24 protein-coding genes (1 of these 24 running past the window's edge) are annotated in these 26,006 nt (G+C 58.0%); 3 read left to right on the forward strand and 21 right to left on the reverse strand.

Translation table 11 applies throughout. From position 1 onward, the window contains the following. The 21 genes from BDD18_RS04285 to surE form a co-directional block, all read right to left on the reverse strand. Nucleotides 1-864: the 5' portion of an adenylosuccinate synthase gene (locus BDD18_RS04285; protein ID WP_066695361.1), read on the reverse strand. It extends 513 nt beyond the left edge of the window; the window shows 864 of its 1,377 coding nt (coding positions 1-864); the start codon lies at nt 862-864; the stop codon falls past the left edge of the window. Between the two features lie 12 nt (nt 865-876). Further along, on the reverse strand, nt 877-2,040 hold the full coding sequence (locus tag BDD18_RS04290; RefSeq protein WP_066695359.1) for an ATP phosphoribosyltransferase regulatory subunit: 1,164 nt from the start codon (nt 2,038-2,040) through the stop codon (nt 877-879). Between the two features lie 135 nt (nt 2,041-2,175). Next, complete coding sequence (gene hflC, locus BDD18_RS04295; RefSeq protein WP_044400000.1) at nt 2,176-3,081, reverse strand: protease modulator HflC; 906 nt, start codon at nt 3,079-3,081, stop codon at nt 2,176-2,178. Between the two features lie 9 nt (nt 3,082-3,090). Further along, a complete protein-coding gene (hflK, locus tag BDD18_RS04300) occupies nt 3,091-4,425 on the reverse strand; it encodes an FtsH protease activity modulator HflK (RefSeq protein ID WP_142081578.1) in 1,335 nt (444 codons plus the stop codon). Nucleotides 4,426-4,490: 65 nt separating this feature from the next. Next, nucleotides 4,491-5,639, reverse strand: coding sequence for a GTPase HflX (gene hflX / locus BDD18_RS04305; protein ID WP_142081579.1), 1,149 nt, complete (start codon nt 5,637-5,639; stop codon nt 4,491-4,493). 75 nt (nt 5,640-5,714) lie between these two features. Further along, a complete protein-coding gene (gene hfq / locus BDD18_RS04310; protein ID WP_082759041.1) occupies nt 5,715-5,966 on the reverse strand; it encodes an RNA chaperone Hfq in 252 nt (83 codons plus the stop codon). A gap of 148 nt (nt 5,967-6,114) precedes the next feature. Continuing rightward, nucleotides 6,115-7,461, reverse strand: coding sequence for a ribosome biogenesis GTPase Der (gene der / locus BDD18_RS04315; RefSeq protein WP_066784597.1), 1,347 nt, complete (start codon nt 7,459-7,461; stop codon nt 6,115-6,117). 13 nt (nt 7,462-7,474) lie between these two features. Continuing rightward, nucleotides 7,475-8,644, reverse strand: a complete 1,170-nt coding sequence (gene bamB, locus BDD18_RS04320; protein WP_142081581.1) for an outer membrane protein assembly factor BamB — start codon at nt 8,642-8,644, stop codon at nt 7,475-7,477. Continuing rightward, complete coding sequence (locus tag BDD18_RS04325; RefSeq protein ID WP_066784600.1) at nt 8,641-9,327, reverse strand: YfgM family protein; 687 nt, start codon at nt 9,325-9,327, stop codon at nt 8,641-8,643. The genes bamB and BDD18_RS04325 overlap by 4 nt, the downstream gene beginning before the upstream one ends. Nucleotides 9,328-9,343: 16 nt before the next feature. Then, nucleotides 9,344-10,615 carry a histidine--tRNA ligase gene (gene hisS / locus BDD18_RS04330; protein WP_244939024.1) on the reverse strand — a complete coding sequence of 424 codons (1,272 nt, stop codon included), beginning with the start codon at nt 10,613-10,615 and terminating at the stop codon, nt 9,344-9,346. 103 nt (nt 10,616-10,718) lie between these two features. Next, entirely contained in the window at nt 10,719-12,011 is a 1,293-nt protein-coding gene (ispG, locus tag BDD18_RS04335) for a flavodoxin-dependent (E)-4-hydroxy-3-methylbut-2-enyl-diphosphate synthase (RefSeq protein ID WP_142081585.1), read from the reverse strand. Beyond that, a complete protein-coding gene (locus tag BDD18_RS04340; protein ID WP_142081586.1) occupies nt 12,008-12,940 on the reverse strand; it encodes a helix-turn-helix domain-containing protein in 933 nt (310 codons plus the stop codon). Before BDD18_RS04340 ends, ispG begins: the two co-directional genes overlap by 4 nt. Further along, the gene (gene pilW / locus BDD18_RS04345) at nt 12,933-13,766 is read right to left on the reverse strand and encodes a type IV pilus biogenesis/stability protein PilW (protein WP_142081588.1); all 834 of its coding nucleotides are present in this window, start codon (nt 13,764-13,766) and stop codon (nt 12,933-12,935) included. The genes BDD18_RS04340 and pilW overlap by 8 nt, the downstream gene beginning before the upstream one ends. A 25-nt stretch (nt 13,767-13,791) precedes the next feature. After that, nucleotides 13,792-14,913, reverse strand: coding sequence for a dual-specificity RNA methyltransferase RlmN (rlmN, locus tag BDD18_RS04350; protein WP_142081590.1), 1,122 nt, complete (start codon nt 14,911-14,913; stop codon nt 13,792-13,794). A gap of 87 nt (nt 14,914-15,000) precedes the next feature. Beyond that, nucleotides 15,001-15,426 carry a nucleoside-diphosphate kinase gene (gene ndk / locus BDD18_RS04355; protein ID WP_044399970.1) on the reverse strand — a complete coding sequence of 142 codons (426 nt, stop codon included), beginning with the start codon at nt 15,424-15,426 and terminating at the stop codon, nt 15,001-15,003. Nucleotides 15,427-15,509: 83 nt separating this feature from the next. Next, a complete protein-coding gene (locus BDD18_RS04360; protein WP_142081591.1) occupies nt 15,510-16,937 on the reverse strand; it encodes a pseudouridine synthase in 1,428 nt (475 codons plus the stop codon). Continuing rightward, nucleotides 16,930-17,646 carry an SMC-Scp complex subunit ScpB gene (gene scpB, locus BDD18_RS04365; RefSeq protein ID WP_142081593.1) on the reverse strand — a complete coding sequence of 239 codons (717 nt, stop codon included), beginning with the start codon at nt 17,644-17,646 and terminating at the stop codon, nt 16,930-16,932. Before scpB ends, BDD18_RS04360 begins: the two co-directional genes overlap by 8 nt. A 140-nt stretch (nt 17,647-17,786) precedes the next feature. Then, entirely contained in the window at nt 17,787-18,785 is a 999-nt protein-coding gene (locus BDD18_RS04370; protein ID WP_142082515.1) for an RluA family pseudouridine synthase, read from the reverse strand. Between the two features lie 119 nt (nt 18,786-18,904). Further along, nucleotides 18,905-19,834 (reverse strand): peptidoglycan DD-metalloendopeptidase family protein, encoded by a 930-nt coding sequence (locus BDD18_RS04375; RefSeq protein ID WP_142081595.1) that lies wholly within the window; start codon nt 19,832-19,834, stop codon nt 18,905-18,907. 12 nt (nt 19,835-19,846) lie between these two features. Continuing rightward, entirely contained in the window at nt 19,847-20,515 is a 669-nt protein-coding gene (locus BDD18_RS04380; RefSeq protein ID WP_409857881.1) for a protein-L-isoaspartate(D-aspartate) O-methyltransferase, read from the reverse strand. A 107-nt stretch (nt 20,516-20,622) separates the two neighbouring features. Beyond that, nucleotides 20,623-21,423, reverse strand: a complete 801-nt coding sequence (gene surE / locus BDD18_RS04385) for a 5'/3'-nucleotidase SurE (protein ID WP_044399952.1) — start codon at nt 21,421-21,423, stop codon at nt 20,623-20,625. A gap of 201 nt (nt 21,424-21,624) precedes the next feature. Between surE and BDD18_RS04390 the strand changes: the two genes are divergently transcribed. From BDD18_RS04390 to BDD18_RS04400, 3 genes are all read left to right on the forward strand, one after another. After that, entirely contained in the window at nt 21,625-22,599 is a 975-nt protein-coding gene (locus BDD18_RS04390) for an NADPH:quinone oxidoreductase family protein (protein WP_142081598.1), read from the forward strand. 96 nt (nt 22,600-22,695) lie between these two features. Beyond that, entirely contained in the window at nt 22,696-24,222 is a 1,527-nt protein-coding gene (locus tag BDD18_RS04395; protein WP_142081600.1) for a GGDEF domain-containing protein, read from the forward strand. A gap of 41 nt (nt 24,223-24,263) precedes the next feature. After that, nucleotides 24,264-25,820: an alkaline phosphatase D family protein gene (locus BDD18_RS04400; protein ID WP_142081602.1), complete on the forward strand. Its 1,557-nt coding sequence runs from the start codon at nt 24,264-24,266 to the stop codon at nt 25,818-25,820. The last annotated feature ends 186 nt before the right edge of the window (nt 25,821-26,006 follow it).

Raw genomic sequence — 26,006 nt, forward strand, 5'->3', positions numbered from 1 at the left:
GATACCCAGAACATAGTGAAGCATGCTGGGACCTACGCCGGCTCCCGCAGCAGCATTTCCAGCAACACAGTTGCTAGATGTCACATAGGGGTATGTTCCATGGTCCACATCCAGCAAAGTACCCTGAGCTCCTTCAAATAGGAGATTGCATCCCTCGCCATGCGCTTCATTCAGTTCACGAGAAACATCAGCCATCATGGGGCGGAGCATTTCTGCATGGCGCATAGCCTCTGCGTACACCACATCGAACTGAACTTCTCCATCTTTCAAGTAAGGAGCCAGAGCCTCTCCGAACGTGAAACGTGCCGACCCAAGGTAGGTAGTTAACACGTGGTTGTGCAAAGCTAGCAATTCCTTAAGCTTCGATGCAAATCGTTCGGGATGCTTCAAATCCTGCACACGAAGAGCTCGCCTAGCAATTTTGTCTTCATAGGCAGGACCGATACCTCGACCCGTTGTGCCAATTTTTTCAATACCGCCCTGCTCTCTGGCCGCCTCACGAGCAACGTCCAAAGCTGCATGAAAAGGAAGAATCAAAGGGCAAGCTTCACTAATGCGAAGACGCGAACGCACTTCCACACCTGCTCGTTCAAGGCCTTCGATCTCTTCAAATAACTTTGAGGCGGAGAGCACCACACCATTGCCGATGTAGCACTTCACCCCTGGGCGCATGATACCGCTGGGGATAAGGTGGAGTGCTGTCTTCACGCCGTTAATCACCAAAGTATGACCAGCGTTGTGCCCACCTTGAAAACGCACTACACCTTGGGCACTTTCCGTGAGCCAATCGACCAGCTTTCCTTTGCCTTCATCACCCCACTGAGTTCCAACGACAACGACGTTACGACCTTTGGTTGCTTTCATCTCAAACCCAATTCAAATTTCAGTTGGTTTTATTGCGCGAACTATCCATTGCCCGGAAACTTCAACAAGCTCTCGGTCACAGTTGAATTCATCCACTTTGCTCTCACACCCGGGAAGAACGCACACCACGGTTTCTCCGCGCCTGCGCAATGCGGCTATAGCGTCATTCGCAGCAGCACTCTCCAACCAAGGGGCTCTAATGGCGGCACGAAGGTCTCTGTCCGGAGTTACACATGCAATTTGCTTAACGTCCAGGCTGAAGCCTACGGCGGGCCTATTCCTACCAAAAACAGAACCTACCTCATCGTATCTTCCGCCACGCACTAACGCATCGCTGCCACCTGGCACAAACATAGCGAAGCGAATGCCGCTGTAATACGAGTACCCACGCAGATCCGCTAGATCAAAAGAGAGACGTGGAGCATTCAGCATGGACGCAAAACGTTTCAACTCACCGAGCAAACCAGAGATACCAGGTACCAGACCAAGAGTCTGTTCGGCCTCCTTCAGCACCTCGATATCGCCGAACAGGTGAGGCAAGGCTCTTAAACCTTCACGCTGGCTTTCCGGGAAAGCACGAGTAAGTCGGCCGATCTCAGCGCCATCTTTGCGAGCCAATGCTCCATGCAAATCACGCAGCAACGCTGGTGCTACCTCGACGCCATCTAATAGTCGACGAACTATGCGTACATCCGCCACATCGGTGGTGAAATCGGTAACACCTGCAGCTTCAAGACACTGCCTGGCCAACGTCAAAATCTCAACATCCGCCTCCAACCCTGAGTGGCCATAGATTTCGCTACCAAATTGAAGGGGCTCCCGAGTTGCATGAGGCTTTTCAGGCTTCGCGTGCAGCACAGGACCGCAGTAACACAAGCGCGTCACACCCTGGCGATTCAGAAGATGCGCATCAATTCTGGCTACCTGCTGAGTGGTGTCTGCACGCAGCCCCATGGAGCGCCCAGACAACTGATCCACCAGCTTGAACGTCTGCAGATCTAACGCTTCACCGGATCCGGTCAGCAATGAATCCAGGTGCTCTAGCAGGGGGGGAATAACCAACTCATAGCCATAGCTGCGCGCTGTATCGAGAAAGGCTCGACGCAACTCTTCGATGTGTCGAGCCTCTGAGGGCAGAACATCGGCAATATGATCCGGCAGGATCCAAGCAGACATTTAAATCGGTGGAGGCTGTTAAAACCGTGATTCTACCGGCTGATAGCACCGAGCCATCGAGCTTTCCTCTGTTCGCCTCCCTGGAGTACAGGCTCGGCAGCAAGCAATTGCTACCGAACTCACTCTAATTTAGCTTCAACGACGCGATGAAGACAGATTGGAAGCCTGACCGTCTCGTAGAACTTTAAAGAACTCAGAGCCTGATGGATCCACAACCATCACGTCCGACTTCTTGCTCAACGTCGCTTTGTAAGCTTCTAGACTGCGATAAAAGTGCGCAAATTGAGGATCTCGCCCAAAGGCCTCCGCGTAGATACGCGCTGCCTCTGCATCGCCTTCACCCTTCACTCTCTGTGCGTCACGGGTAGCGTTGGCAATGGCCACTTCTCGCTGACGATCAGCATCCGCACGGATCTTTTCACCTTCAGCAGCCCCTGTTGATCGAAGTTCATTCGCAACTCGCTTACGCTCCGCCTCCATACGTCGGTAAACAGATTCTGTGATTGCCTCAACGTAGTCCACCCGGGTGATGCGTACATCAACGACATCAACACCCCAAGGCTTAGCGCCACGAACCGCCCCCAGAACTTCGCGTTTTACGTCTTCCATCACGGCTTCACGCTTGAGGGAAAGCAATTCCTTGACGGTACGTTTGTTGATTTCTTCCTGAAAAGCATTGCGGACAACCCTATTGAGCTGCGCTGCGCCTGCCTCCTCGTCCAAACCCACGTTTCGAATGTACTGCGCAGGCTCAGAAATTCGCCACCGCACATACCAATCAATGACAACGCGCTGCTTCTCGGCCGTCAGCATGGGCTCAGTGTCCTTGCTATCCAAAGTGAGAAGCCGTTTATCAATGTATGAAACATTTTGAAAAGGGGGAGGCAGCTTGAAGTTCAAACCAGGCTCGGTAATCACCTCCTTGATTTGCCCAAGCGCGTACACCACACCAAACTGACGCTGATCCACTACGAAGAACATGGAGCTCATGAGCGCCAGCACTACCAAACATGTAGTAGCCAAAAATCCGATACGGTTCACAAGTTTCTCCTAACGAACTTCACGCTCGCGAGTGCGACCACTGTCTCGAGCTCTCGTTTCGAGCGGGACTGCGGTACTGGGGACAGTTGATGGAGTCACGGCTGAACTCGGAGGTATCTCCAGCGAACTGGAACCAGCTGCGTTGCCAGTGCTCTGCATCAACTTGTCCAAAGGCATGTAAAGCAAATTAGAGCCTTGACGCGACTCGATGATCACCTTGGTGACATTTCCATATATCTGCTGCATGGCATCGATATACATTCGATCACGGGTCACCTGAGGCGCCTTCTGGTACTCCGCTAAGACGGAGGCAAAACGCTGAGCGTCACCTTGTGCCTGAGCGACAATCTTGGCTTTGTAGGCGGCAGACTCCTCAGCCAAGCGGGATGCCGCACCAACAGCCCTGGGAACTACATCATTCGCATAGGCTTGGGCTTCATTCTTTGCCCTTTCACGCTCCTGCCCGGCCTTGAGCACGTCATCAAACGATGCCTGCACTTGCTCTGGCGGGCGAACTCCCCCTTGCTGCAAATTAATACCTACCACTTCCACTCCGACGCCATAACGGTCCAGGATTGTCTGCATCAGTTGGCGAACACGAGGGGCTATTTGATCGCGCTCCTCCGCCAAAGCCGTATCCATTCGCATTTTCCCGACAACCTCACGAACCGCAGTCTCTGCCGCCTGTACAACAGCATCGGACGGGTTTTTGCTCTCAAACAACCAAGCGCGGGCATCATTCAAACGGTATTGCACCGCAAATTTGATTTCAACAATGTTCTCGTCTTCGGTCAGCATCGCAGACTCTCGCAGCCCGGTGCTCTTGACAATAGCGTCCCTCCCCACGTCCGCGGACCGAATCTGCGTCACAAAAACCAATTCGTGACGCTCAATCGGATAGGGCAAGCGCCAATTGAAACCTGCGCCCACTGTCGTCTTGTATTTACCAAACTGAGTAATCACAGCTTGCTGCCCTTCCTTCACGATGAAGAAGCCAGAACCCATCCAGACGGCAAATGCAACACCTCCCAGTAGCGCCAAGCCAATGCCTGCACTGCGCATGTCCGGCTGCCCACCCCCTTTAGGCCCCCCCCCCGAGCTGCCTCCGAAGAATCCAGACAACCGGCGGTTCAAATCACGCCAGAGTTCATCCAAATCGGAAGACTGACCAGGGCCACCAGGACCAGGCCTGCGCTCTGGGCCTGCACTGCCCCTATCCTCAGGTCGATGGGCATCGTCGCCTTTATCCTCGCCACGCCCCCATCGCGGATCGTTCAGATTGAACATTCCTTGTGCGAAAGTACGCAACGATGCAAAGCGTGAGCTATGATTTTGAAAATTCATGCGCAAAATCTCTTGATCTCTGTAGATATCGTTTCATACGGCATTGTGCCGAACCGACCTGACCATTAAGTCAATTCAACGGTAGACGCTGGGGACATCTGATCGCTTTCTTTGGCCACAATTTCACCCAACACAGAGCGCAATACGCCCAAACCAGATCCCGTCAAAGCACTGACGAATACACGACGATGCTCACGTCCGGCCAACTCGTAGGAATCACTCTCAGCGGTCGGACGCAATGACTCATCCAACGCATCCATTTTGTTAAAAACGAGTAGTTGCGGAATATGATCTGCGCCGATTTCAGCAAGCACGCGCTGCACCTGCTCGATTTGTTCTGGATAGGCTGGATTAGATCCATCGACGACATGCAGCAGAAGATCTGCATCTACAGCCTCTTGCAAGGTCGCCTGAAATGCATCAACCAATCCGTGAGGCAGGTCACGAATGAATCCCACAGTATCAGACAGAGACACAGAACGCTGAGCCTCAGACAGATACAACTGCCGAGTGGTCGTATCTAGCGTTGCAAACAACTGATCTGCAGCATACGCACGAGCTTTGACCAAGGCGTTAAATAGCGTTGACTTCCCTGCGTTCGTATAGCCCACCAAAGAGATAGTGAAAGCCTCGCGCCGCTCGCGTTGCCTGCGCTGAGTATTCCGTTGGCGCTTCACTTTCTGCAATCGCTCTTTGGTGCGCTTGATTGCATCCCCAATCATCCGCCGATCTAGCTCGATCTGAGTCTCGCCTGGCCCGCCTCGCGTCCCGATACCACCACGCTGACGCTCAAGGTGCGACCATCTACGCACTAGCCGGGTACTCAGGTACTGTAATTTGGCCAATTCCACTTGCAGTTTGCCTTCATGGCTTCTGGCACGCTGAGCAAATATTTCCAGAATCAGCAGCGTGCGGTCGTTGACCGGCAACTCCAAATAGCGTTCGAGATTACGCTGCTGTGCAGGACTCAAGGCTTGATCAAAAAGCACCTCGACAGCGCCATGCATTTGCGCGAGCGAGCGAATTTCATCGGCCTTTCCGCTTCCCACAAACAGTGCCGCGTCCGGGGCTTTGCGCTTGCAGGTGATACGAGCCACAGGCTGGAGACCCGCCGTTTGGGCAAGCAAACCAAGCTCTTCCAACTCGGCGTCGAAATGGGGAAGCCCCAGATCTACACCAACCAAGATAACGGACGGTGCTGACTGGGGCTTCATGCATTCAACCTCGGCATGTCAGTTGAAGACCATGCCATACGCGTACGACGGAACCAAATAGTTGCGATGTCAGACTCAGGCAACAGCGTCAGACTCAGCGGAGTCGGCAGTCGAGAAGCTGACGGCACGACCAGGGACAATGGTCGATATAGCGTGTTTGTAAACCATCTGGGTCACTGTATTGCGCAGCAAGACCACATACTGATCAAAAGATTCAATCTGTCCTTGCAGTTTGATTCCGTTAACCAGATAGATGGAAACTGGGACGTGCTCACGACGCAGTGCGTTCAGGAACGGATCTTGGAGAAGTTGGCCTTTATTGCTCACGATATGCTCCGTGTTCAAAATGTTGTTGTAAAACCGCACCTTACCACACCAACTGACTGCCAACGGGAGAACCGTGCTTAGCCCTTAGAAACAAATGGCAAGACACATCCAGAACAATCATGGGGACAACCGGCAATGTGTCCCAACATCACGCCCCTTCTCCCTCCTTGAACGGATTGTGAGAAGTCTTCATCTCGATTCGAAGCGGTGTACCCACCAAGTCGAACTCCTTGCGGAAACGGCCTTCAAGAAACCGTTTGTAGGCGGCTGTTACGTGCTCCAGCGAATTGCCATGGATGACGATCACTGGGGGATTCATTCCACCCTGGTGGGCATAACGCAGCTTTGGTCGAAACATCCCAGCGCGTTGCGGACTTTGGAACTGAACGGCTTCCAACAGCAATCGTGTGAGTACCGGAGTCGGCATCTTGCAATTGGCTGCCTTGTACGCTTGGGCAATAGACGCCCACAGAGGACCAAGACCTTGCCTTTTTTTCGCTGAAATGAAATGCAGTGAAGCAAATTTCAGAAATGACAAACGTGACTCAATGGAACGCTCCAGCAGCTGACGCTGGTAATCGTCCACGGCATCCCATTTGTTGACAGCAATCACGACAGCCCGACCACTCTCCAGTACATACCCAGCAATGTGCGCGTCTTGGTCTGTCACACCTTGGGTCGCATCCAGAAGCAACAACACCACATCCGACGACTCAATCGCCTGCAAAGTTTTGACTACTGAGAATTTTTCGATGGCTTCGAATACGCGACCTTTGCGACGTAAGCCAGCAGTGTCAATCAGCTCGAACTTCTGGCCATTCCTTTCGAAAGGTACGGAAATGGCATCTCGCGTCGTGCCAGGCATATCGAAAGCGACAAGACGCTCCTCGCCGAGCCAAGTATTAATGAGTGTGGACTTGCCCACATTTGGTCGACCTGCGACCGCGAGCTTGATGACATCCGAGGATTCTTGTGCTCCATCTTCTTCATCTGGTTCAGGGATCTCCAGCAACGCAAAAGCCGCATCCACCAGCCCCCTGATGCCTTGACCATGCGCTGCCGAAACAGGTACGACGGCGCCAAGCCCTAGCTCATAAAACTCAGCAAGTTGAACGCCTTCCACCATGCCTTCAGCTTTGTTGGCAATGAGAATGCATGGCTTGCTCAAACGACGCAGGTATTTGGCAATGTCATGGTCTTGCGCCGACACTCCAGCACGGGCATCCACCACAAAAAAGACGACGTCAGACTCTGCAACTGCCTGCTGAGTTTGCTTTGCCATTTCGCGGTAAATACCAGCGGAGGCGTCGGGCTCAAATCCACCCGTATCCACAACAATGTATTCGTGTCTCCCTTGTCTTCCGTTACCGTAATGACGATCCCGCGTCAATCCAGCAAAATCAGCAACGATGGCGTCGCGAGATTTGGTCAAGCGATTGAAAAGCGTGGACTTTCCAACATTGGGACGCCCCACGAGGGCGATAACTGGCTTCATTAAACAGAACCTATCATTCGGGGCGGAAGCCGAAAACGCCGCCATTACGCGTAATGACAACCAGTGTGTCAGCAGCCACTACAGGAGCTGCAGCAATCCCCGACGAGTCTGTGCTGACTCGATTGAGAGGTGCTCCATCGGTACGCGACAAAAAGTGAACCCAACCTTCGCCATCGCCGACAACGACGGATCGTCCCAGCAGCAAAGGTGAAGTCAACTTGCGCAACTTGAGTCGATCCGAAGACCAGACACGGGCACCATCACTACGCCGCCAGGCAAGGACGTTGCCGTTGCTCTCAGTTCCATAAACAGTTTCGGCATCACCGTGCAAACCTTCAGAGCCATTGGCTGACTGAGTCCAAGAGACACTGGCCCGATCCCTGGTAATGTTCACACATCCAACCGCCGCCTGAAAAGCTCGCGCACAAACGGAGTCACCCACACGGCTGACTCGACCGACCAACTCGACCAAGCGCTCCACGTCATTGACGCCGCGTGGACTAGCAAGGGGCACCTCCCAACGGATAGAGCCTGTGTCAGGGTTGTGTCCAACCATACGCCCAGCAGCGCCAACGACTAACGTGTCGCCCACAGCCAAGATCACACCACTTTGCTTAAGTACCAGCGCATCTCCACCGGTTCTTGCCTGAGACCAAAGCTTTTTGCCGGTAGCCAAGTCAAAAGCGGATACAGAACGATCGGCAGCCAGCACGAAGACTCGGCCACCCGCAATCAAAGGTGCCGTAAACACCTGCGAGGGCAGCGTCTGACGCCACACCTCTTTCCCCTGATCCAGCAGGACAAGGGCATTCGCATGCGAAACCACGACGGCATATCTGCCGTCGGTACCAACCCCCGCAGATAACGGCTCTCCGACATTGGTACGCCACAAATCGCCACCTGTACGTGCATCAAGCGCAGCCACGCTGCCATCCGCAGCTGCAATAGTGACAAGATGCTCCTGAACGCGCACATCCAACGGTTTGGCACCGCCCCCCCCCACCTTCGCGGACCAAGCTTGCCTAACTCCCAGCAAAGGAACGTTTTCCCCCAATTCAGGCAGCTTCACTTTGCTCCCGCCCCACAAGGAACAGCCGCTCAACAAGGCAGCGAACAACACAGGAAAAACGCAAGCGCGCACCCGGATAGGGCCAGCTGAGGTTACGGAAGCGGCAATTTTCATTTTTTAAGCTCCTGCGAGGTAGACGCAGTAGAAGAGCCACCCAAGGGATCAACGCCGAGTGCATTCAACTTGATCTCAACCAGGCGCCTGTACTCAATTGTTTCATCTAGCGTTTTAAATGCAATCTTGTATTCTGCGATGGCGTCGGCTCGGCGATCCAATAGAACCAGCAGGTCTCCCTTGCGATCGGCAACGACGCCCTCAAACTCCGCCGGGAAATTGCCTTGCAATTGCTGCAAGGCAGAGGCGTAGTCTTTTTGCTCGAGCAAGATGGCGGAAAGACGGAGCTTAGCAATGGCCTTGTATCCAGCATCCGAGGAGTGTTCTGCCACCCAAGCCAACGCCGACTTGGCGGCATCAAGATTCCCAGAATCCTGCATCGCCTTCGCTGACGCAAAAGCCCCCATATCTGCCTGCGGCGTACCAGCGTACTTGCTCTTGAGATCCCCAAAAGCGAGTTCAACTCGCGCTTGATCTCGCGCCTGCACGGCCACCTCCACTGCATCCAGAAGAGCAGCGGCCTGCGAAGCCTGGCGATTTTGCCAATACTGGTATCCGTTCCAAGCTGCGAGGCCACCCATGACTACCAGCAATACTGCCGTGATTGGGGTACCCCATGTGTTCCAAAAATGCTTGAGTTGGTCAAGCTGCTCTTGTTCTTCTAGATCTAAGTGGTTTGCCATGAAGCTTTACGTCAGTTCAGTTGGTTGCGCGCGATTGTAGGTTGGGAGCCCAAGAGGAGACATCGTTCAAGGCCTGCTCGACCTGAGCCCCAGATCCGTCACGAAGGGATTTGACCGAAACAACCCCACGGGCCATTTCATCCTCGCCAAACACAACGGCGTAGGCCGCCCCACTACTGTCAGCACGCTTGAACTGGGATTTCATGCTACCCATGCCAGCACCTGACGCAGCACAAGCGTGCATCTGCACGCTTGTGCCCGCAGCACGCATTGCCTCAATAGCCTTGATCGCTGCAGGCAATGAAGCCGCATTTGGAATGATGGCGTACACATCACAAGCAGGGGCAACCAGAACCTTGCCTTGCTCTTTGAGCAACTCAAGCACCCGCTCCACACCCAATGCCCAACCCACAGCGGGTGCGGCCTTGGCTCCGACTTGCTCCATCAGATAGTCGTAACGCCCCCCCCCGCATATCGTCCCCTGCGATCCAAGCTGATCGGTAACGAACTCAAATACGGTCAGGTTGTAATAGTCCATGCCCCGAACGAGCCTTGGGTTCAACGTCCAAGCAATCTCATTGGCATCCAGTATGGCAGTTACCGTTTCAAAGTGAGTGAGCGACTCGGCACCGAGAAAATCGATCAGCCGTGGTGCAGCGTTCACTACATCTTGCATAGCGGGATTCTTGGTATCCAGAATGCGCAAGGGATTGCTGTGCAAACGACGGCGTGCTTCGTCATCCAATAGCGCGCTGTGCTGCTCCAGGTAAGAAATCAACGCCACCCGATGCGCCTGACGTTCATGCGGCTGCCCCAGACTATTCAACTCCAGCCGCACGTTCTGCAACCCGAGTTCATGCCAGAGCGCATTGGCCAACAGGATCAACTCTGCGTCAATCTCAGCTCCAGGGAAGCCCAAGGCCTCTGCACCAATCTGGTGGAACTGGCGATAACGTCCGCGCTGTGGCCTTTCATGGCGAAACATCGGTCCCATGTAGTACAGACGTTTGCCACCGTCATACAGCAGAGAGTTCTCAGAAACCGCCCTGACCACTCCGGCAGTGGCCTCCGGCCGCAGACTCAAATGCTCTCCGTTGAGTCGATCCTCAAAGGAGTACATCTCTTTTTCGACGATATCAGTGACTTCACCCAAACCACGCACAAAGAGTGCAGTGGGTTCGACAATGGGTGTTCGAATATTTCGATAGGCATAACGGTCCATCAAAGAACGAACCACACTTTCCAGCCACTCCCAACGAGCGGAATCTGGCGGAAGAATATCGTTCATCCCTTTAACGGACGTCACTTTTCCACTCTTCGGTGCCGCTGCAACCTTTTCAGTACTCACGTCGATGCTTTTCTATGTTGATTGAATGAGGGTGGATTAAGGCTCACCGCGCATCGGCATCTGTCGGCGAGTTGCCTCCAAACCGACGCGCGACATACCTTTCAACAATGTCCCGGAACTCCGCAGCGATGTTCTCGCCACGCAAAGTAAGAGCCTTTTCTCCATCAATGAAAACAGGGGCTGCTGGCGCTTCACCGGTACCCGGCAAGCTGATACCAATATCGGCATGCTTGCTTTCTCCGGGCCCATTCACGATGCAGCCCATCACGGCAACGCGCAATCCTTCAACCCCTGGATACTGAACTCGCCACACTGGCATTTGCGCACGCAAAAAGTCATCGATTTGCTTGGCAAGTTCTTGGAACGTGGTGCTGGTTGTGCGTCCACAACCGGGACATGCAGTGACACTCGGCACAAAGACACGCAATCCAAGCGCCTGCAGTATTTCAGACGCGACCACGACTTCCTGGTTACGAGACTCTCCTGGCTGAGGGGTGAGTGAAACACGAATCGTGTCTCCGATCCCCTCTTGCAGCAGAATGGAAAGGGCTGCGGTCGAAGCCACTGTTCCCTTGGTACCCATGCCAGCTTCCGTCAGTCCAAGATGCAAGGCATAGTCGCACCTGCGAGCCAACTCCCGGTACACACCGATCAGGTCTTGAACTCCGCTGACTTTGCAGGAGAGGATGATCTGATTACCATCCATACCCATTTCCTCAGCTCTGAGCGCGGAGTCAATCGCGGAAGAAATCAAAGCCTCGTACATGACCTGCCGGGCATCCCAAGGCTGACTTCTGCGGCTGTTCACATCCATCAAGTGGGCAAGCAACTCCTGATCAAGACTCCCCCAGTTCACGCCAATGCGCACCGGCTTATTCCACCGCATGGCGGCCTCGATCATCTGACCAAACTGACGATCCCGCTTTTCACCTTTGCCCACGTTACCTGGATTGATCCGGTACTTGGACAGTGCTTCGGCACATGCCGGAAAATCTGTGAGAAGCTTGTGGCCGTTGTAGTGGAAGTCTCCTACCAGCGGGACGTTTTCCCCCATGCGGTCGAGCTGTTCACGAATATAGGGAACCGCCGCTGCTGCCTCTGGAGTATTCACGGTAATACGAACGAACTCTGACCCCGCCTGTGCGAGCTCCTTCACCTGAATGGCTGTCCCAATCACGTCTACCGTATCCGTGTTGGTCATGGACTGAACGCGCACCATCGATCCGCCACCCACCGTCACCACACGGTCCCCCCAAACGACGCGCGCTTGCCGGGATTTACGCAAAGATGGAGCAGACAACGGAATGGGGCCCTGAGCACTGAATAGGCTAGTCACTGTTTCACCTCAAATCGAGCCACATTCTCGCGAGACACCGAGTTCAACTCGAAGAGCTTTCCTCGCACATACACATCGGTCACATCGGCGCGACCGACCACTACGCTGAACGGCAAAACGCCAGACACTGGCGCCGAATCGCCTTGGACCATTTTCTTTTCAAACACAACACGCCCAGAAGCATCACGAACTTGAACCCAGGATTCACCTCGTGTACGCACCATCAAAGGCACATTGACAGACTCGGGCGCAACCGCTGGATCAGCGGGCTGGAGTGTGACTGGTGCTGCAGCCTGCGCAACAGAGGAACTTGGTTGCGAGGCGCTCATCTGAATACCCACAGACACCGATTCACTTACTGTCGTTGCAGATGGCGAAGTAGGCAACACAGACACAGTAGCTGCATCAGGAGGAACGGGTTCGGGGGCAGCGGGAACGGCAACGGCTGGAATCTGCTTCGTGCGCCATGCATCCCAAGGCTGATACCCAGCTGGCCAATAAAAAACTGCGGCGGCGCCAGCCAGAAGCAATAGAACACTGGCTGTCAACCAAGAAGAATGCCGTGAGCTTTTAGTGGTGACGAATGTCTTGCCCGCTGTCTTGACTGGAGTATTGATATCCGTTCGCTCAGGAATCAATCGGGGAGCTTGAGACTGTGGCAGCAACGATAAAACGGAGGCGGGATCCAATTTGAGGGTACGACACACACTGGACGCCAAAGCTCGCAAAAAAACAGTGTCTGAGAGCAGATCGAAATTGTTGGACTCTAGCGCCTCCAACTTGCTCACTGGCACCTTCAACGCGACGGCCAGGGCCTCGATGTGAATACCCGCCGATTGGCGAGCATTTTTGAGAATATCTCCAGCCGTGGTTTGCAGGGCGTCAACGCCGTCCGCACTCAACTTGGACTCAACCACAGAATCACTCATTGAAAGCTCCACGCTGATAAGCGCTCAATTCCGCAGAATCGGGAAACCGCTTGCGCAACTGGTCCGCCAACTGAAGCAACGCCACGTTATCGCCAAGTGCTTTCTCCACTTTGATCCCCAACCACAATGACTCAGAGTTCGCTAGCGCGCCGTTGTTGAGGCGGCGGATGTAAAACTGCGCCCGGGTGAACTCGTTACGGCGAAACAACAACGAGGCCAAGTGATAACTGACCACTGGATTGCCGGCATCCAACTGGTAGGACTTCAACAGCGACTGCTCAGCCTCGTCATACTTTCCAGCAGCGGACTGGCAGAGCCCTCGCGCCATCAACGTCTTGCCACGAGCCATGTAAGCAGGGTTGGCCAAGGCCTTATCAAACTGCTGCTCAGCATCGAGATATCTCTTCATTTGGCATAAAAGCCAACCGTAGTTGTGCAGAAGATTGGCGTCGCCTGATCGCATCGAGACAGCCCTGCGAAAACTATCCTCTGCCTGGGCAAGGTCGTTAAGACGCATGTAAATGAGCCCACGCATGTTGTAGGCGTCTGCATAGGACGGGTCTGTAGCGAGCGACTGTTTGACTTCGTCCAGCGCAACCGTGGTCTGGCCATTTTCAAAATACTTCGCTGCCAGTTCAAGACGGATTCGAGCCCTACGCCGAACATCCGTTTCATCGGATGGCGTCACGATACCGGCGTCGGCACTGCTGGTTTGAACCCCACCGTCAGTGGCACAGCCCTGGATGAAGAGCCCGGCACCAGCTACGCCCAGCGATACCAGCGCCTTGCGGAAAAAGATATCACCTCGCCCCAACAGTCTCGCCATACAGCCCCCTATTTATATTTGCAACTCAAGTGATCGGCTTCAGCACAATGGTGCGTTGCTTAGCCATACGCTCTGCCGCACGCGTCCTGTCTTTGACGTCGCCGGCCAATTGCCCGCAAGCAGCGTCGATATCGTCCCCGCGTGTCTTGCGCACGGTGGTGACGATACCTGCATCGCTAAGCAATTTGGCAAATGCCAGCACTCGATGCTGGGGTGAGCGAAGAAGGCCGGACGCAGGAAACGGGTTGAATGGAATCAGGTTGAATTTGCACCGAACACCTGGGCCACGTGTTGGCTGCACCAGGTCAATGAGTTGCTGCGCGTGCTCGGGCTGGTCATTGACTCCGTCCAGCATGCAGTACTCAAAAGTAATGAAGTCGCGAGGAGCGTGCTCCAGATACCGGTTGCACGCATCCAGCAACTCGTGAATGGGGTATTTGCGGTTGAGCGGAACGAGGTTGTCACGCAGCGCATCACTCGGTGCATGAAGCGATACAGCCAGTGCCACAGGGCAATCTTGTGCAAGGCGATCCATCATCGGCACTACACCGGACGTAGAAACCGTAACCCGGCGACGGGAAAGGCCGTAACCATGATCATCCAGCATGATGCGAAGAGCAGGCACCAACGCTGCGTAGTTCTGCAAAGGCTCGCCCATGCCCATCATCACCACATTGGAGATCACTCGCTCAGACGTCTGCAACCGAGTACGCAGCGCGTGCTCTGCAAACCACAGCTGGGCAATGATTTCACCGGAAGTCAGATTACGACTGAATCCCTGGTGACCCGTCGAGCAAAAACGGCAGCCGACGGCACAGCCCGCCTGCGAAGAAACACACAAGGTGCCACGATCATCTTCTGGAATGAACACAGACTCCACCGCATTGCCGTCACCCACATCAAAAAGCCACTTGATGGTGCCGTCTGCAGAGACGTGTTCGCTGATAACTGGCAGCGCCTCAATACGGGCGCAGCCCTGGAGCTTTTCCCTCAGTGACTTCGCCAAATCACTCATGGCACCAAAATCCTTGGCGCCGCGCTGGTGAATCCAGCGGAAAAGCTGCGTTGCGCGGAAACGTTTTTCACCCAGCCGCTCGCAAAAGGCGATCAATGCGTCCAGGTCAAACTCTAGAAGATTAGTGGTCATTGCGGCAGCCTTGCGCGAGACCGCTCGCAGCTGTCCCCATGGCGTGAAAACCCCACTGAAGTGGGATCAGGCATGGGGACCGCCATCTCAGCGGGAGTAGATGTTCAAGCCAGGGAAGAAGAATGCCACTTCGGCTTGTGCGGTTTCAGGGGCGTCAGAGCCGTGCACAGCGTTTGCATCGATGCTGTCAGCAAAGTCAGCGCGGATCGTGCCTGGTTCTGCCTTCTTGGGATCCGTTGCGCCCATCAGCTCACGGTTTTTCAGGATGGCGTTTTCACCTTCCAGCGCCTGGATCATCACAGGACCGGAGATCATGAAATCCACCAGATCCTTGAAGAAAGGACGTTCCTTGTGCACAGCATAGAACTGCTCGGCTTCCAAGCGGGACAGGTGAGCCATGCGAGCGGCTACCACCTTGAGGCCAGCGGCTTCAAAACGGGCGTAGATCTGACCGATCACGTTCTTAGCAACTGCGTCGGGCTTGATGATGGAGAGAGTACGTTCGATGGCCATGGTATTTTTCCTGAATGGATGTTACTGAAGTTCTTTTGTCCAGCGGACAAAACCCTCGATTCTAACCGTGCTGCGCAAATAGACTAGCGACTGCGGCCTCGGCGACCGCCGCCTGTTGATTTCTGCGCTTGTCGATAACGAGAAAGACTGTCGGAGCCGATGTATCCCACAGATGTTTTCATAGGATCGGGCTGCGCGCCAGCGCGGGATCGATCGCCTGCCGACCCAGCACTTTCACCACGGCGCCCACGGGCCGCCCCCTGCGAACCGGCGGGACCGCCTGGGGCGCGACGCCCCCGCCCCGCAGCAACTCCACCACTGCGCCCCAAAGGCGGAGGGCCAGACCTGCGAGCAGCAGCTGAGCCGCCTTGATGATCAGCTCCGTCCGCATGCTGCGAACCACCCGCTGCCTTCAACAGGGAACGGATGTCGGCATCGTCAAGCTCAAGCCAAGCCCCACGTTTGAGCCCACGCGGCAGCATCATGGCCCCGTATCGAATGCGAATCAGACGGCTCACTGCATGACCGACAGCCTCCATCATCCGACGCACTTCACGATTACGCCCCTCAGAGATCGTGACGCGATACCAGCAGTTGGAGCCCTCTCCACCGCCATCTTCAATGGACCCAAACGCAGCCATGCCATCGTCCAGGCGAACGCCCTCCAAAAGGCGTTGCTTCTCTTCGTTGCTCAACGCACCCAACACCCGGACCGCGTACTCACGTTCCAGGCCAAAGCGCGGATGCATCAGCTTGTTTGCCAACTCGCCAGAGCTGGTGAACAAAAGCAGCCCTTCTGTGTTGAGGTCGAGCCGGCCTACCGACTGCCATTTGCCGTGTTGCAGACGCGGCAACTTGCGGAACACAGTGGGTCGGTTCTGAGGGTCATCATGCGTCACCACCTCGCCAACCGGCTTGTGATAGGCGATCACACGCGGTGGCGGGGGATCGATGCGATAACGAATAGGCTTCCCATTGACTTTGACCTGGTCGCCAAACTGGATGCGTTGCCCTATGTGCGCTGGCTCGTTGTTGACGGAGATACGCCCTTCCAGGATGAGTTGCTCCATTTCAAGGCGAGAACCAAGACCCGCTTGCGCCAGAACCTTGTGCAGCTTGGGCGTTTCGACCTGCGGCTGCAACACCCGTTTGACAGGCAAGGCCTCAGCATCAGCCCCCTCGTCACTGTCAAAGCGCCCGGATACAACGTCAGCGAACTGATAGCCCTGCGGAGTCTTGCCTTGTCCAGAGCGAGCATGGCGAGGCTTGGGCGACGTTGGAGTTACAGATGCTTCGGCAGTACCAGAAACGGTCGGTTCCTGGGTTTCGGACGCATGCTCTGCGACCGCCTCGGCAATTGCACTTCCATGATCAGCCACAGACGAGTCGGCCTTGCTGCTTGAACGCTTGCGCGGGGTCCGTGCTTTCGGCACGGATACAGCCGCTTCATCAACGGTCGAGGTGGAATCTGGCTGCGAGCCTTCTGCCGTCACCTGGGGGGAATCATTCATGGGAGCTTCCTGTAACGCCGTGGTCGGCATCTACATCGTCATTGCGGGGTTGTTCCACCGCCATATCAAATAAATCGTTACCCATCGGCGCAACCTGCTCCGATGGATTCTCTGCGGCACCTTCCGACGCAAGGGGGTCAGCAACATCGCCCCCCCCACGCGCCGAAGCCAAGGTGTCCAGCAGATGAGGATTGGACGTGGGATCATCCAGTACCGGCAACTGGTCCAGCGAGGCCAAACCCAGATCATCCAAAAACTGCCGCGTGGTCGCAAACAGTGCTGGACGGCCGACTGTTTCCCGATGGCCGATCACCTCCACCCAGCCACGATCCTCCAACTGCTTGATGATCAGGCTGTTGACGGTCACGCCCCGTATGTCTTCGATGTCGCCACGCGTCACAGGCTGCCGATAAGCAATGATGGCCAGGGTTTCGAGAGTCGCCCGAGAGTACCGGGGAGGCTTCTCAGGATGGAGTCGATCCAGGTATTCACGCATTTCGGGACGGCTCTGAAAGCGCCAACCGGTAGCCACCTGCACCAATTCCACGCCCCGCTGCGACCAGTCTCGCTGCAGGTCCTGCAGCAACATCTTCAGAGTATCCGACCCCAGCGCGTCATTGAAGAGCACCCTCAACTCACGCAGGGGCACCGGCTGAGGCGCACAAATCAAGGCTGTCTCAAGGACCCGCTTGGCATCCACCGTATTCATGGTTCAGCGATTCCGGGAAAGAAGCACGCCTGTTACGGCGACTTACGGATGGCAGAGATTGGTTGGGAGCGCTGGAAGCGCGCGGTCGGTACAACGACACTCAGCCCGGCGGGATACCGTCTTCGGGCACTACATGGATCTCACGACCCAGTGGAAGGATTGTAGCTCAGACCCCAATCTGCCATTGCCTCCCGCATGTCGGCGGGCAAAGGAGCATGCAAGACCAGTTGCTGTCCAGTCACGGGGTGCTGAAACGCTAGCCGGTACGCGTGCAGCGCTTGTCGACCCATTTTTCCCACCAGCGACCCACCGTAAAGCGCATCAGCCACCAGAGGATGCCCTATGGAAGCCATGTGGACGCGAATCTGATGGGTGCGCCCCGTGTGCAACGTGCATTCGACCCAACACCCTGAGTCGGCCGACTCCAGCAAGCGAATATCGGTGCGCGCCGCCTTGCCTGCATGGACCGCCAAATCCACCACCGCCATGCGCAGTCGATTACGCGGATCGCGGCCAATGGGCGCAGCCACCGTTCGCATGGCCGGGCCAGTCCACGGCTTGTGCGCCAAGGCCAGATATTTGCGACTGACTTCCCGCGCGGCAATCATGCTGACCAGGGCGTCCATGGTAGACCGATCTCGCGCTACCACCATCAGGCCGCTGGTGTCCTTGTCCAACCTGTGCACGATTCCAGCACGAGGCACCAGAGCTGCACGGGCATCGCGCCCCAACAGCGCGTTGAGCAGTGTTCCGCTCCAGTTACCGGGAGCAGGATGCACCACAAGACCCGCCGGCTTATTCACCACCAGCAAGTGTTCATCCTCATACACCACATCAATGAGAATCTGCTCGGGTCGGAACGCTTGACTCTGCAACGTGGGCCGCATCTCCAATGCCACCACGTCACCCGCCTTGACCTTGAACGCGGACTTGGATATCGGCTTGCCATTGAGCGCCACCAGCCCCTGCCCCAGCAACTGCTGCAGGTAGCTGCGGGAAAACTCTGGAACCAGTTCAGCCAAAGCGCGATCGATGCGCTCACTATGCAACGCTGCGCCAATCGGCACAGACCGAATCTCGCTCTCGCCCTGAGTGCCTTCCACCAACTCGGCATCCAGCGACTCATCCAGGCTGGGCATCAGCTCAGAGGAGTTGACCGGTTGGGAACCCTCCACGCCAGACCCCAAGTCGACGGCCACACCCTCCAAAACGTTCAAAGGGGCTTGCGCCCCTTTGACTGACTTGGCCTTGACCACGCTCAGCGCGCAGCCAGGTAACGAGCCGGATCCACCGGCTTGCCCTGGCGACGTATTTCGAAATGCAACTTGACACGGTCCGCGTCGGTATTGCCCATCTCAGCAATTTTTTGGCCACGCCGTACCGTTTGATCTTCCTTGACCAGCAAAGCCTGGTTGTGGGCGTAGGCCGTCAAAAACGTGTTGTTGTGCTTGAGGATGATCAGGTTGCCATAACCACGCAAACCCGCGCCTGCGTACACCACACGTCCGTCTGCTGCGGCCAGCACAGGGTCACCGGCTTTGCCGGCGATGTCATAGCCTTTGTTTCGCACCTCATCAAACCCAGCCAATAGCGCGCCGGAAGCGGGCCAGATGAAAGCGACATCTTCGTCGCCCGCTGCGGCTGGCGAAGCAGCGGGCGCCGCGGCTGGTGCCGAAGCCGCCGATGCGGTGGACGCGGGCGCAGAAACCGGCGCCTTGGGGGCACTTGCCGCGCTGGCAGCGGAGGCTGGCGCAACCGAAGAAGACGCCACCGGGCGCGTGACGACACCGGTATCCGCGGCAACAGCGGCTGCCGCAGCACTTGGCGGCGCAGGCACGGTGGATGTGACACGAAGCACCTGCCCGACTTCGATCAGGTTGGGGTTCTCGAGATTGTTCCAGCGGGCGATGTCTTTCCAGCCCTGACCTGTTTCCAGGCCAATGCGAATCAGGGTGTCTCCGGGCTTGACGGTGTAATAGCCGGGCTTTCCAGCATTTTCAGCACCGGGCAGAGGCTTGATGGGTGTCGCGACGACAGTACCTGGCTGAACGCTGGGGCTGGACGCATGGTTAGAAGATGTTCCGCGATCTTCCACAGGAGCCTTGTTCAGCCGGGTGCCGCAGCCTGCCAGCAGAACTCCCGCCAGCGCTACGGTAAACCCAACCACAAGACCACGCGATACGAACATAAGCAATTCCCTTTAGGCAATCCCCGATTTTAGGGGGACAAAATGAACGGGTTCGAGCACGTTTTGTTTCAAACCGTGCGCACTTTTGTCGATTACAAGCAACATTTGCTGGCCACCGGCGACAGCCATGGGAGCAACAAGTCGTCCACCCACCGCCAACTGATCGCACCAAGCCTGGGGCACAGAATCCCCCCCGGCTGCAGCGATGATGGCGGAGTAAGGCGCCCCGCTGGGGTAGCCGAGCATTCCATCGCCAAACATCAGGTGCACATTGGCCAGCCGAAAAGGGCGCAGGTTGTCACGCGCTTTCTCGTGCAGGCTGCGAACGCGCTCCAGTGTGTAAACCTCGCGGGCCAGCAAACTCAACACAGCCGCCTGGTAGCCGCACCCCGTGCCTATTTCCAGCACCCTCCCCAGCCCTGCCGTGCGTGCGACTTCGGCGCCGAGCAACAGCTCACACATGCGGGCAACGATGCTGGGTTTGGAGATGGTTTGGCCCATACCGATGGGCAAACTGGTGTCTTCATAGGCTTGGTTGCCCAGGGCGCTGTCCACAAACCTGTGGCGCTCTACCTGGCCCATGGCCTGCAACACCTGGGGTGACGTCACACCCCCAGCTGCCAGCTTTTGGACCATTCGTGTCCGAACGGCCGCCGAATCCAGCCCCACGCCCACGGCCATGGCGGCAATGGGTCTGGCGCCCAAGGCTGCAGATCTTTGAGAGGGCGCTCCCGCAGGGGTCGTCGCAGACCCTGGCAGCTTGGCCGGGAAGCCAGGGCGCCGCTGCATCAGCGAACGCCCTCGACCGCGACAGAGGCCTGCATGCGCGCGGCAGTCTGCGCCCAGTAACCAAGGTTGTCGTGATCGGTCAGATCCACTTTCAGGGGGGTCATGGATACATGCCCCTGCGCCGTTGCGTGGAAATCTGTGCCCTCCGCGTCATCCTTCGCGGCTCCCGCTCCCCCGATCCAGTACATCTTCTCGCCGCGTGGGCTGTCTTGAACAATCACCCGCTCCGCTGCATGGCGGCGGCCCAGGCGGCACAGCTTCAGCGGCTTGAGCGCTTCCAGAGGCATATTGGGGATGTTGACGTTGAGCAACCACGGCGCAGCGTCTGAAGACTCAGCAGGGTTCACCAAACGGTTACCCATGAGCTGCTGAACGATTTCACGCGCCTTTGCAGCCGCAGACTCAATCTCTCCCCAGCCCTTGTCCACCTGCGAGAACGCAATCGCCGGGATACCAAACAGATACCCCTCCATGGCAGCGCCCACAGTGCCGGAGTAAATAGTGTCATCACCCATGTTGGCACCGTTGTTGATGCCCGACACGACCAAATCGGGCCGGTAGCCCAACAGCCCCGTCAGCGCAATGTGCACGCAGTCTGCCGGGGTGCCATTCACATAACGAAAGCCGTTGGCCGCCTGGTGCACGTACAGCGGCGAATGCAAGGTCAAGGCGTTCGACTTTGCGCTGTTGTTGTGCTCTGGAGCCACAACCTCAACGTCTGCCAGGGTTTTGAGCGCCTCGTACAACGCCACAATGCCGGGCGCCTGGAAGCCGTCGTCGTTGGAGAGGAGAATTTTCATGGGTTGCTGGTGCTGAATGAGGCGAATTGTAGGGTGGGCATCGCATCTGCGTTCCCGCCCAGCGCTGCGCAGCAGACGCAGATCAACCGATGCAGCCAGCCCACGACAGACCACACCACGCCCACGTCGCTCGTGGGACATCGACGCACAGCCCCCCCACCTATGATTTGACTTCACACAAGATCAACGGAGACGCACCCCATGCACGCTTGGCTTTGCACCAACCCCACTGGCGTTGAAGCGCTGACCTGGACCGAACTGCCCACCCCCACCCCCCAGGCGGGCGAGGTTCTCATCGAAATCAAGGCAGCCAGTCTGAATTTCCCGGACCTGCTGATCGTGCAGAACAAGTACCAGATGAAGCCCCCCCTGCCCTTCGTGCCCGGGTCCGAATACGCAGGCACCGTGGTCGCAGTGGGCGAGGGGGTGAAGCACCTTCAGGTGGGCCAAAACGTGGCCTGCCTGTCTGGCACCGGCGGCTTTGGTACGCACACCATTGCCCCTGCCGCGCTGTGCATGCCGCCGCCCCCCGGGTTTCCGGCGGTGGACGCTGCTGCATTCATCATGATTTACGCCACATCACACCACGCGCTGGTAGACCGAGCCCAACTCAAGGCCGGTGAAACCGTGCTGGTGCTGGGCGCTGCCGGGGGGGTGGGCACGGCCGCCATCCAGATCGCCAAGGCCCTGGGTGCCCGCGTGATTGCCGCGGCTTCCAGCGATGAAAAGTGCGCGCTGTGCACCTCCATCGGTGCGGATGCCACCATCAACTACAGCAAGGAAAACCTGCGCGAGGCCATCAAGACCCTGACGGATGGCAAGGGGCCTGATGTGATCTACGACCCCGTCGGGGGCGACTTTGCCGAACCGGCTTTCCGCTCCATCGCCTGGCGGGGGCGGTATCTGGTGGTGGGCTTTGCATCGGGCCCGATTCCAGCGCTGCCCTTCAACCTCGCGCTGCTCAAGGGCGCATCGATCGTGGGCGTGTTCTGGGGCGAATTCGCCAAGCGCGAGCCCAAGGCCAACGCAGCCATGATGGCCGAGCTGGCCCAGTGGTATGGGCAAGGCAAGATCAAGCCCGTGATTGACCGCACCATGCCTATGGCGCAGCTGCCCCAGGCCTACGCCCACATGGGCTCACGCGGGGTGATGGGCAAGCTGGTGATGGTGAACTGACGCTAGGAACGGGCCCAGCCGCCACAAAGGGGGGCGCTTACGGCTGGGCTGTGTCACACTCGGGCACCCCGTTGCCCTTGATACTGGTGTCCGCACATGGCAGACCGTCCCCCCTACGAAATCGCGCGTGAAACGCTCAAGCAACTGGCCACCCGCCGGTTGGCACCCACCCCGGACAACTACCTCGCCATTTACGACGAAATTGCGGGCAGCCGCAGCTTCCAGCCCTTTCCGGATGCGCAGCTAAGCAGCATCCAGCGCGTGCTGCCTGCGCAAACCCCGGGGCAAAAACGGCTTCTCACCCAATTTGAAAGAGCCATCGCCACCAAAGACTGGTCGGCACTGCAAAGCGTGCTGGTGGGCTACGCCAACCTGGGGCTCAACCCTGTGGCGGCCACGCCTGTGGTGAGCGAACCTGCGGCAGTGCACATTCTTCCCGCTGACTTTGCCGAGGCACTCGCGCGGCTGATTGACAACACGCTGCCAGCCCTGGGCGAAGACGACGCCCGAGTGCACGACATGGCGACGCAGCTCATCACCTTCTTGCGCGAGCCCGATCCGCCGCTGTCTACCGTGCAGCTCATGCTCAGCAACTTCACCTACCGGCTCTCGTTTGCCACGGAGGATCAGGCCGCCATCCGCGCCAGCCTGCTGCAGTTGCTGCACATGATTTTTGAAAACATCGCAGTGCTCAGTGTGGACGACCGCTGGCTGCGCGGGCAGGCCGAATCGCTCATGGCGGCCTCCACCCCACCGCTGACGCTGCGGCGCCTGGACGATGTGCAACTGCGCCTGAAGGACGTGATCTTCAAACAGACCGAAGCCAAGGCGCGCGCCGCCGAAGCCCAGGAGCAGATGAAGGACATGCTGGCCACGTTCATCGAACGCCTGGCGCAGATGACGGCCTCCAGCACCACGTATCACGAGACCATGGAACGCTGCGCCGACCTGATCGGCAAGGCCTCCAGCCTGCAGGAAATTGCCCCGGTGCTGGCCGAGGTGATGTCAGCCACCCGCGCCATGGCGCTGGATACCAAACTCACCCACACCGAGCTGCAGGACTTGCGAGACCGCACCGACGCCAAGCATGCCGAAGTGGCCCGGCTGCAACAGGAACTCGAACGCGCCAGCACCCAGGCGCGGCACGACCCGCTGACGGGCACCCTCAACCGCAAGGGACTGGACGAAGCCATGGAGCGCGAGATTGCCCGCTCGCGCCGCCTGGGCAGCCCGCTGTGCCTGGCGCTGCTCGACATCGACAACTTCAAGAGCATCAACGACCGACTGGGCCACACCGTGGGCGACGCTGCCCTGGTGCACCTGGCCCAGGTCACCCGCGAGGTGATGCGCCCGCAAGACCTGCTGGCCCGCTATGGCGGTGAAGAGTTTGTGCTGCTGCTGCCCGACACCAATGTAGAAAGCGGCGTGGCTGCCATGACCCGCCTGCAACGTGAGCTGACCACGCGCTTCTTCCTGCAAGGCAGCGAAAAAATCCTCATCACCTTCAGCGCCGGTGTGGCCCAGTTGCACGACAGCGAAACCAGCATGGATGCGCTCCAGCGTGCTGACAAGAGCATGTACCTGGCCAAGCGCTCGGGCAAAAACCGCGTGATGGCGGCCTGACGCAGCCCCGGCGCTCCCTGCGTTCACAAGCCCGTTTACCCATGCCCCTGCAGCGCCGCCAGTGGGTCCAGCGTGCCGCCATGGCGGCTGCGGCCACTGCCCTGCCCCGGTGGGCATGGTTGCAGCCCACACCCCTGGCTGCCAACCCTTTTGCACTGGGAGTTGCCAGCGGCGACCCTGCACCCGATGGCATGGTGCTGTGGACGCGGCTGCTGCCCTCACCCGGTGAGCCCCTGCCTGCCCAAACCGTGCACTGGGAGCTGGCACACGATGAAGGATTTGCGCGCATCGTGCAAAAGGGCCAGGCCACCGCAGCACCAGAGCGCGGCCACAGCGTGCATGTGGAAGTGCGTGGGCTGGAGCCGGGCCGCTGGTACCACTACCGCTTCATGCTGGGGCCGGCCACCAGCACCACCGGCCGCACCTGCACTGCGCCCGCCCTGGATGCGCTGCCGGGGCGTCTGCGCGTGGCGTTTGCGTCGTGCCAGCGGTGGGAGCATGGCCACTACGCCGCCTGGCGCCATGTCTGCAACGACCAGCCCGACCTGGCGCTGTTTCTGGGCGACTACATCTACGAATACGCCACGCCCAAAAACACCGAGGGCCTGGCCCGCACCCACACATTGCGTTATGCGACCACGCTGGCCGACTACCGCGACCGCTACGCCCTGCACAAGAGCGACCCTGCACTGCAGGCCGCCCACGCCGCCTGCCCCTGGGCCGTGACCTGGGACGACCACGAAGTGCAAAACGACTATGCAGGGGGCACGAATGCACAGGCCGATGCCGCGGCCTTCCTGGCCCAACGCGCTGCAGCCTGGCAGGCGTTCTACGAAAACATGCCCCTGCGTGCCACGGCCCTGGCGGGCGCGCAGTTCGACCGGCTGCAGGTGCACCGCCGCCTGCCCTGGGGCCGGCTGGCCCAGTTGCACCTGCTGGATGACCGCCAACACCGCGCCCTGCAGGCATGCCGCAAACCCGGCGCCACCAACGCGGGGAGCGTGCGCCCCGCCGACTGCGCCGAATTGGCCGACCCCGCCCGCAGCCTGCTGGGCCCTGCGCAGGAACAGTGGCTGGGCGAGGGCCTGGCCGCAGATGCGAAGCACGACCACACCCGCTGGAGTGTGCTGGCCCAGCAAACCCTGTTCTCGCCCCGCCGCTACCCCAGCGGCCAGGTGGCCGCCGACGGATGGGATGGCTACCCTGCGGCGCGCGAACGCCTGCTGCAATCCATGCAGGGCCACAACCCGCGCAACACGGTGCTGCTGGGTGGGGACATCCACCAAAACTATGTGTGCAACGTGCACGCACCGGGTGCTGGCGGCGACCGGCCTGTGCTGGCCAGCGAGTTCTGCGGCACGTCCATCAGCTCACGCGCTGGCACCACGCAAGACAAGGTGGACGCCATTGCCCGCCACAACCCGCATGTGCTGCTGGCCCGCTGCGAAGAGCGGGGCTACGGGCTGGCAGACATCACCCCAGAGCAATGGACGACCACCCTGCGCGCGGTGGACAACCCCCTAGACCCGCACAGCAGCGCCCACACCCTAGCCCGGTTTGTGGTGCAAGACCGCAAGCCCGGCCCCGTGCGCGCCTGAGGGCCCGCTCGCACCATCAGACTGCCGGGCGGGGTGCGGCCGTGATTCAGGGAAACCAAGGATTTAAATAAAAATGCCTGATTAGGTACATGTCTCAGACCGATCTTCCTCAACCGTTCGGGCTGAGCTTGTCGAAGCCAGGGCGCTCCTTGAGAGCAGCCCTTCGACAAGCTCAGGGCGAACGGG

The sequence above is a fragment of the Acidovorax temperans genome, assembly GCF_006716905.1.
Lineage (GTDB): Bacteria > Pseudomonadota > Gammaproteobacteria > Burkholderiales > Burkholderiaceae_C > Acidovorax > Acidovorax temperans.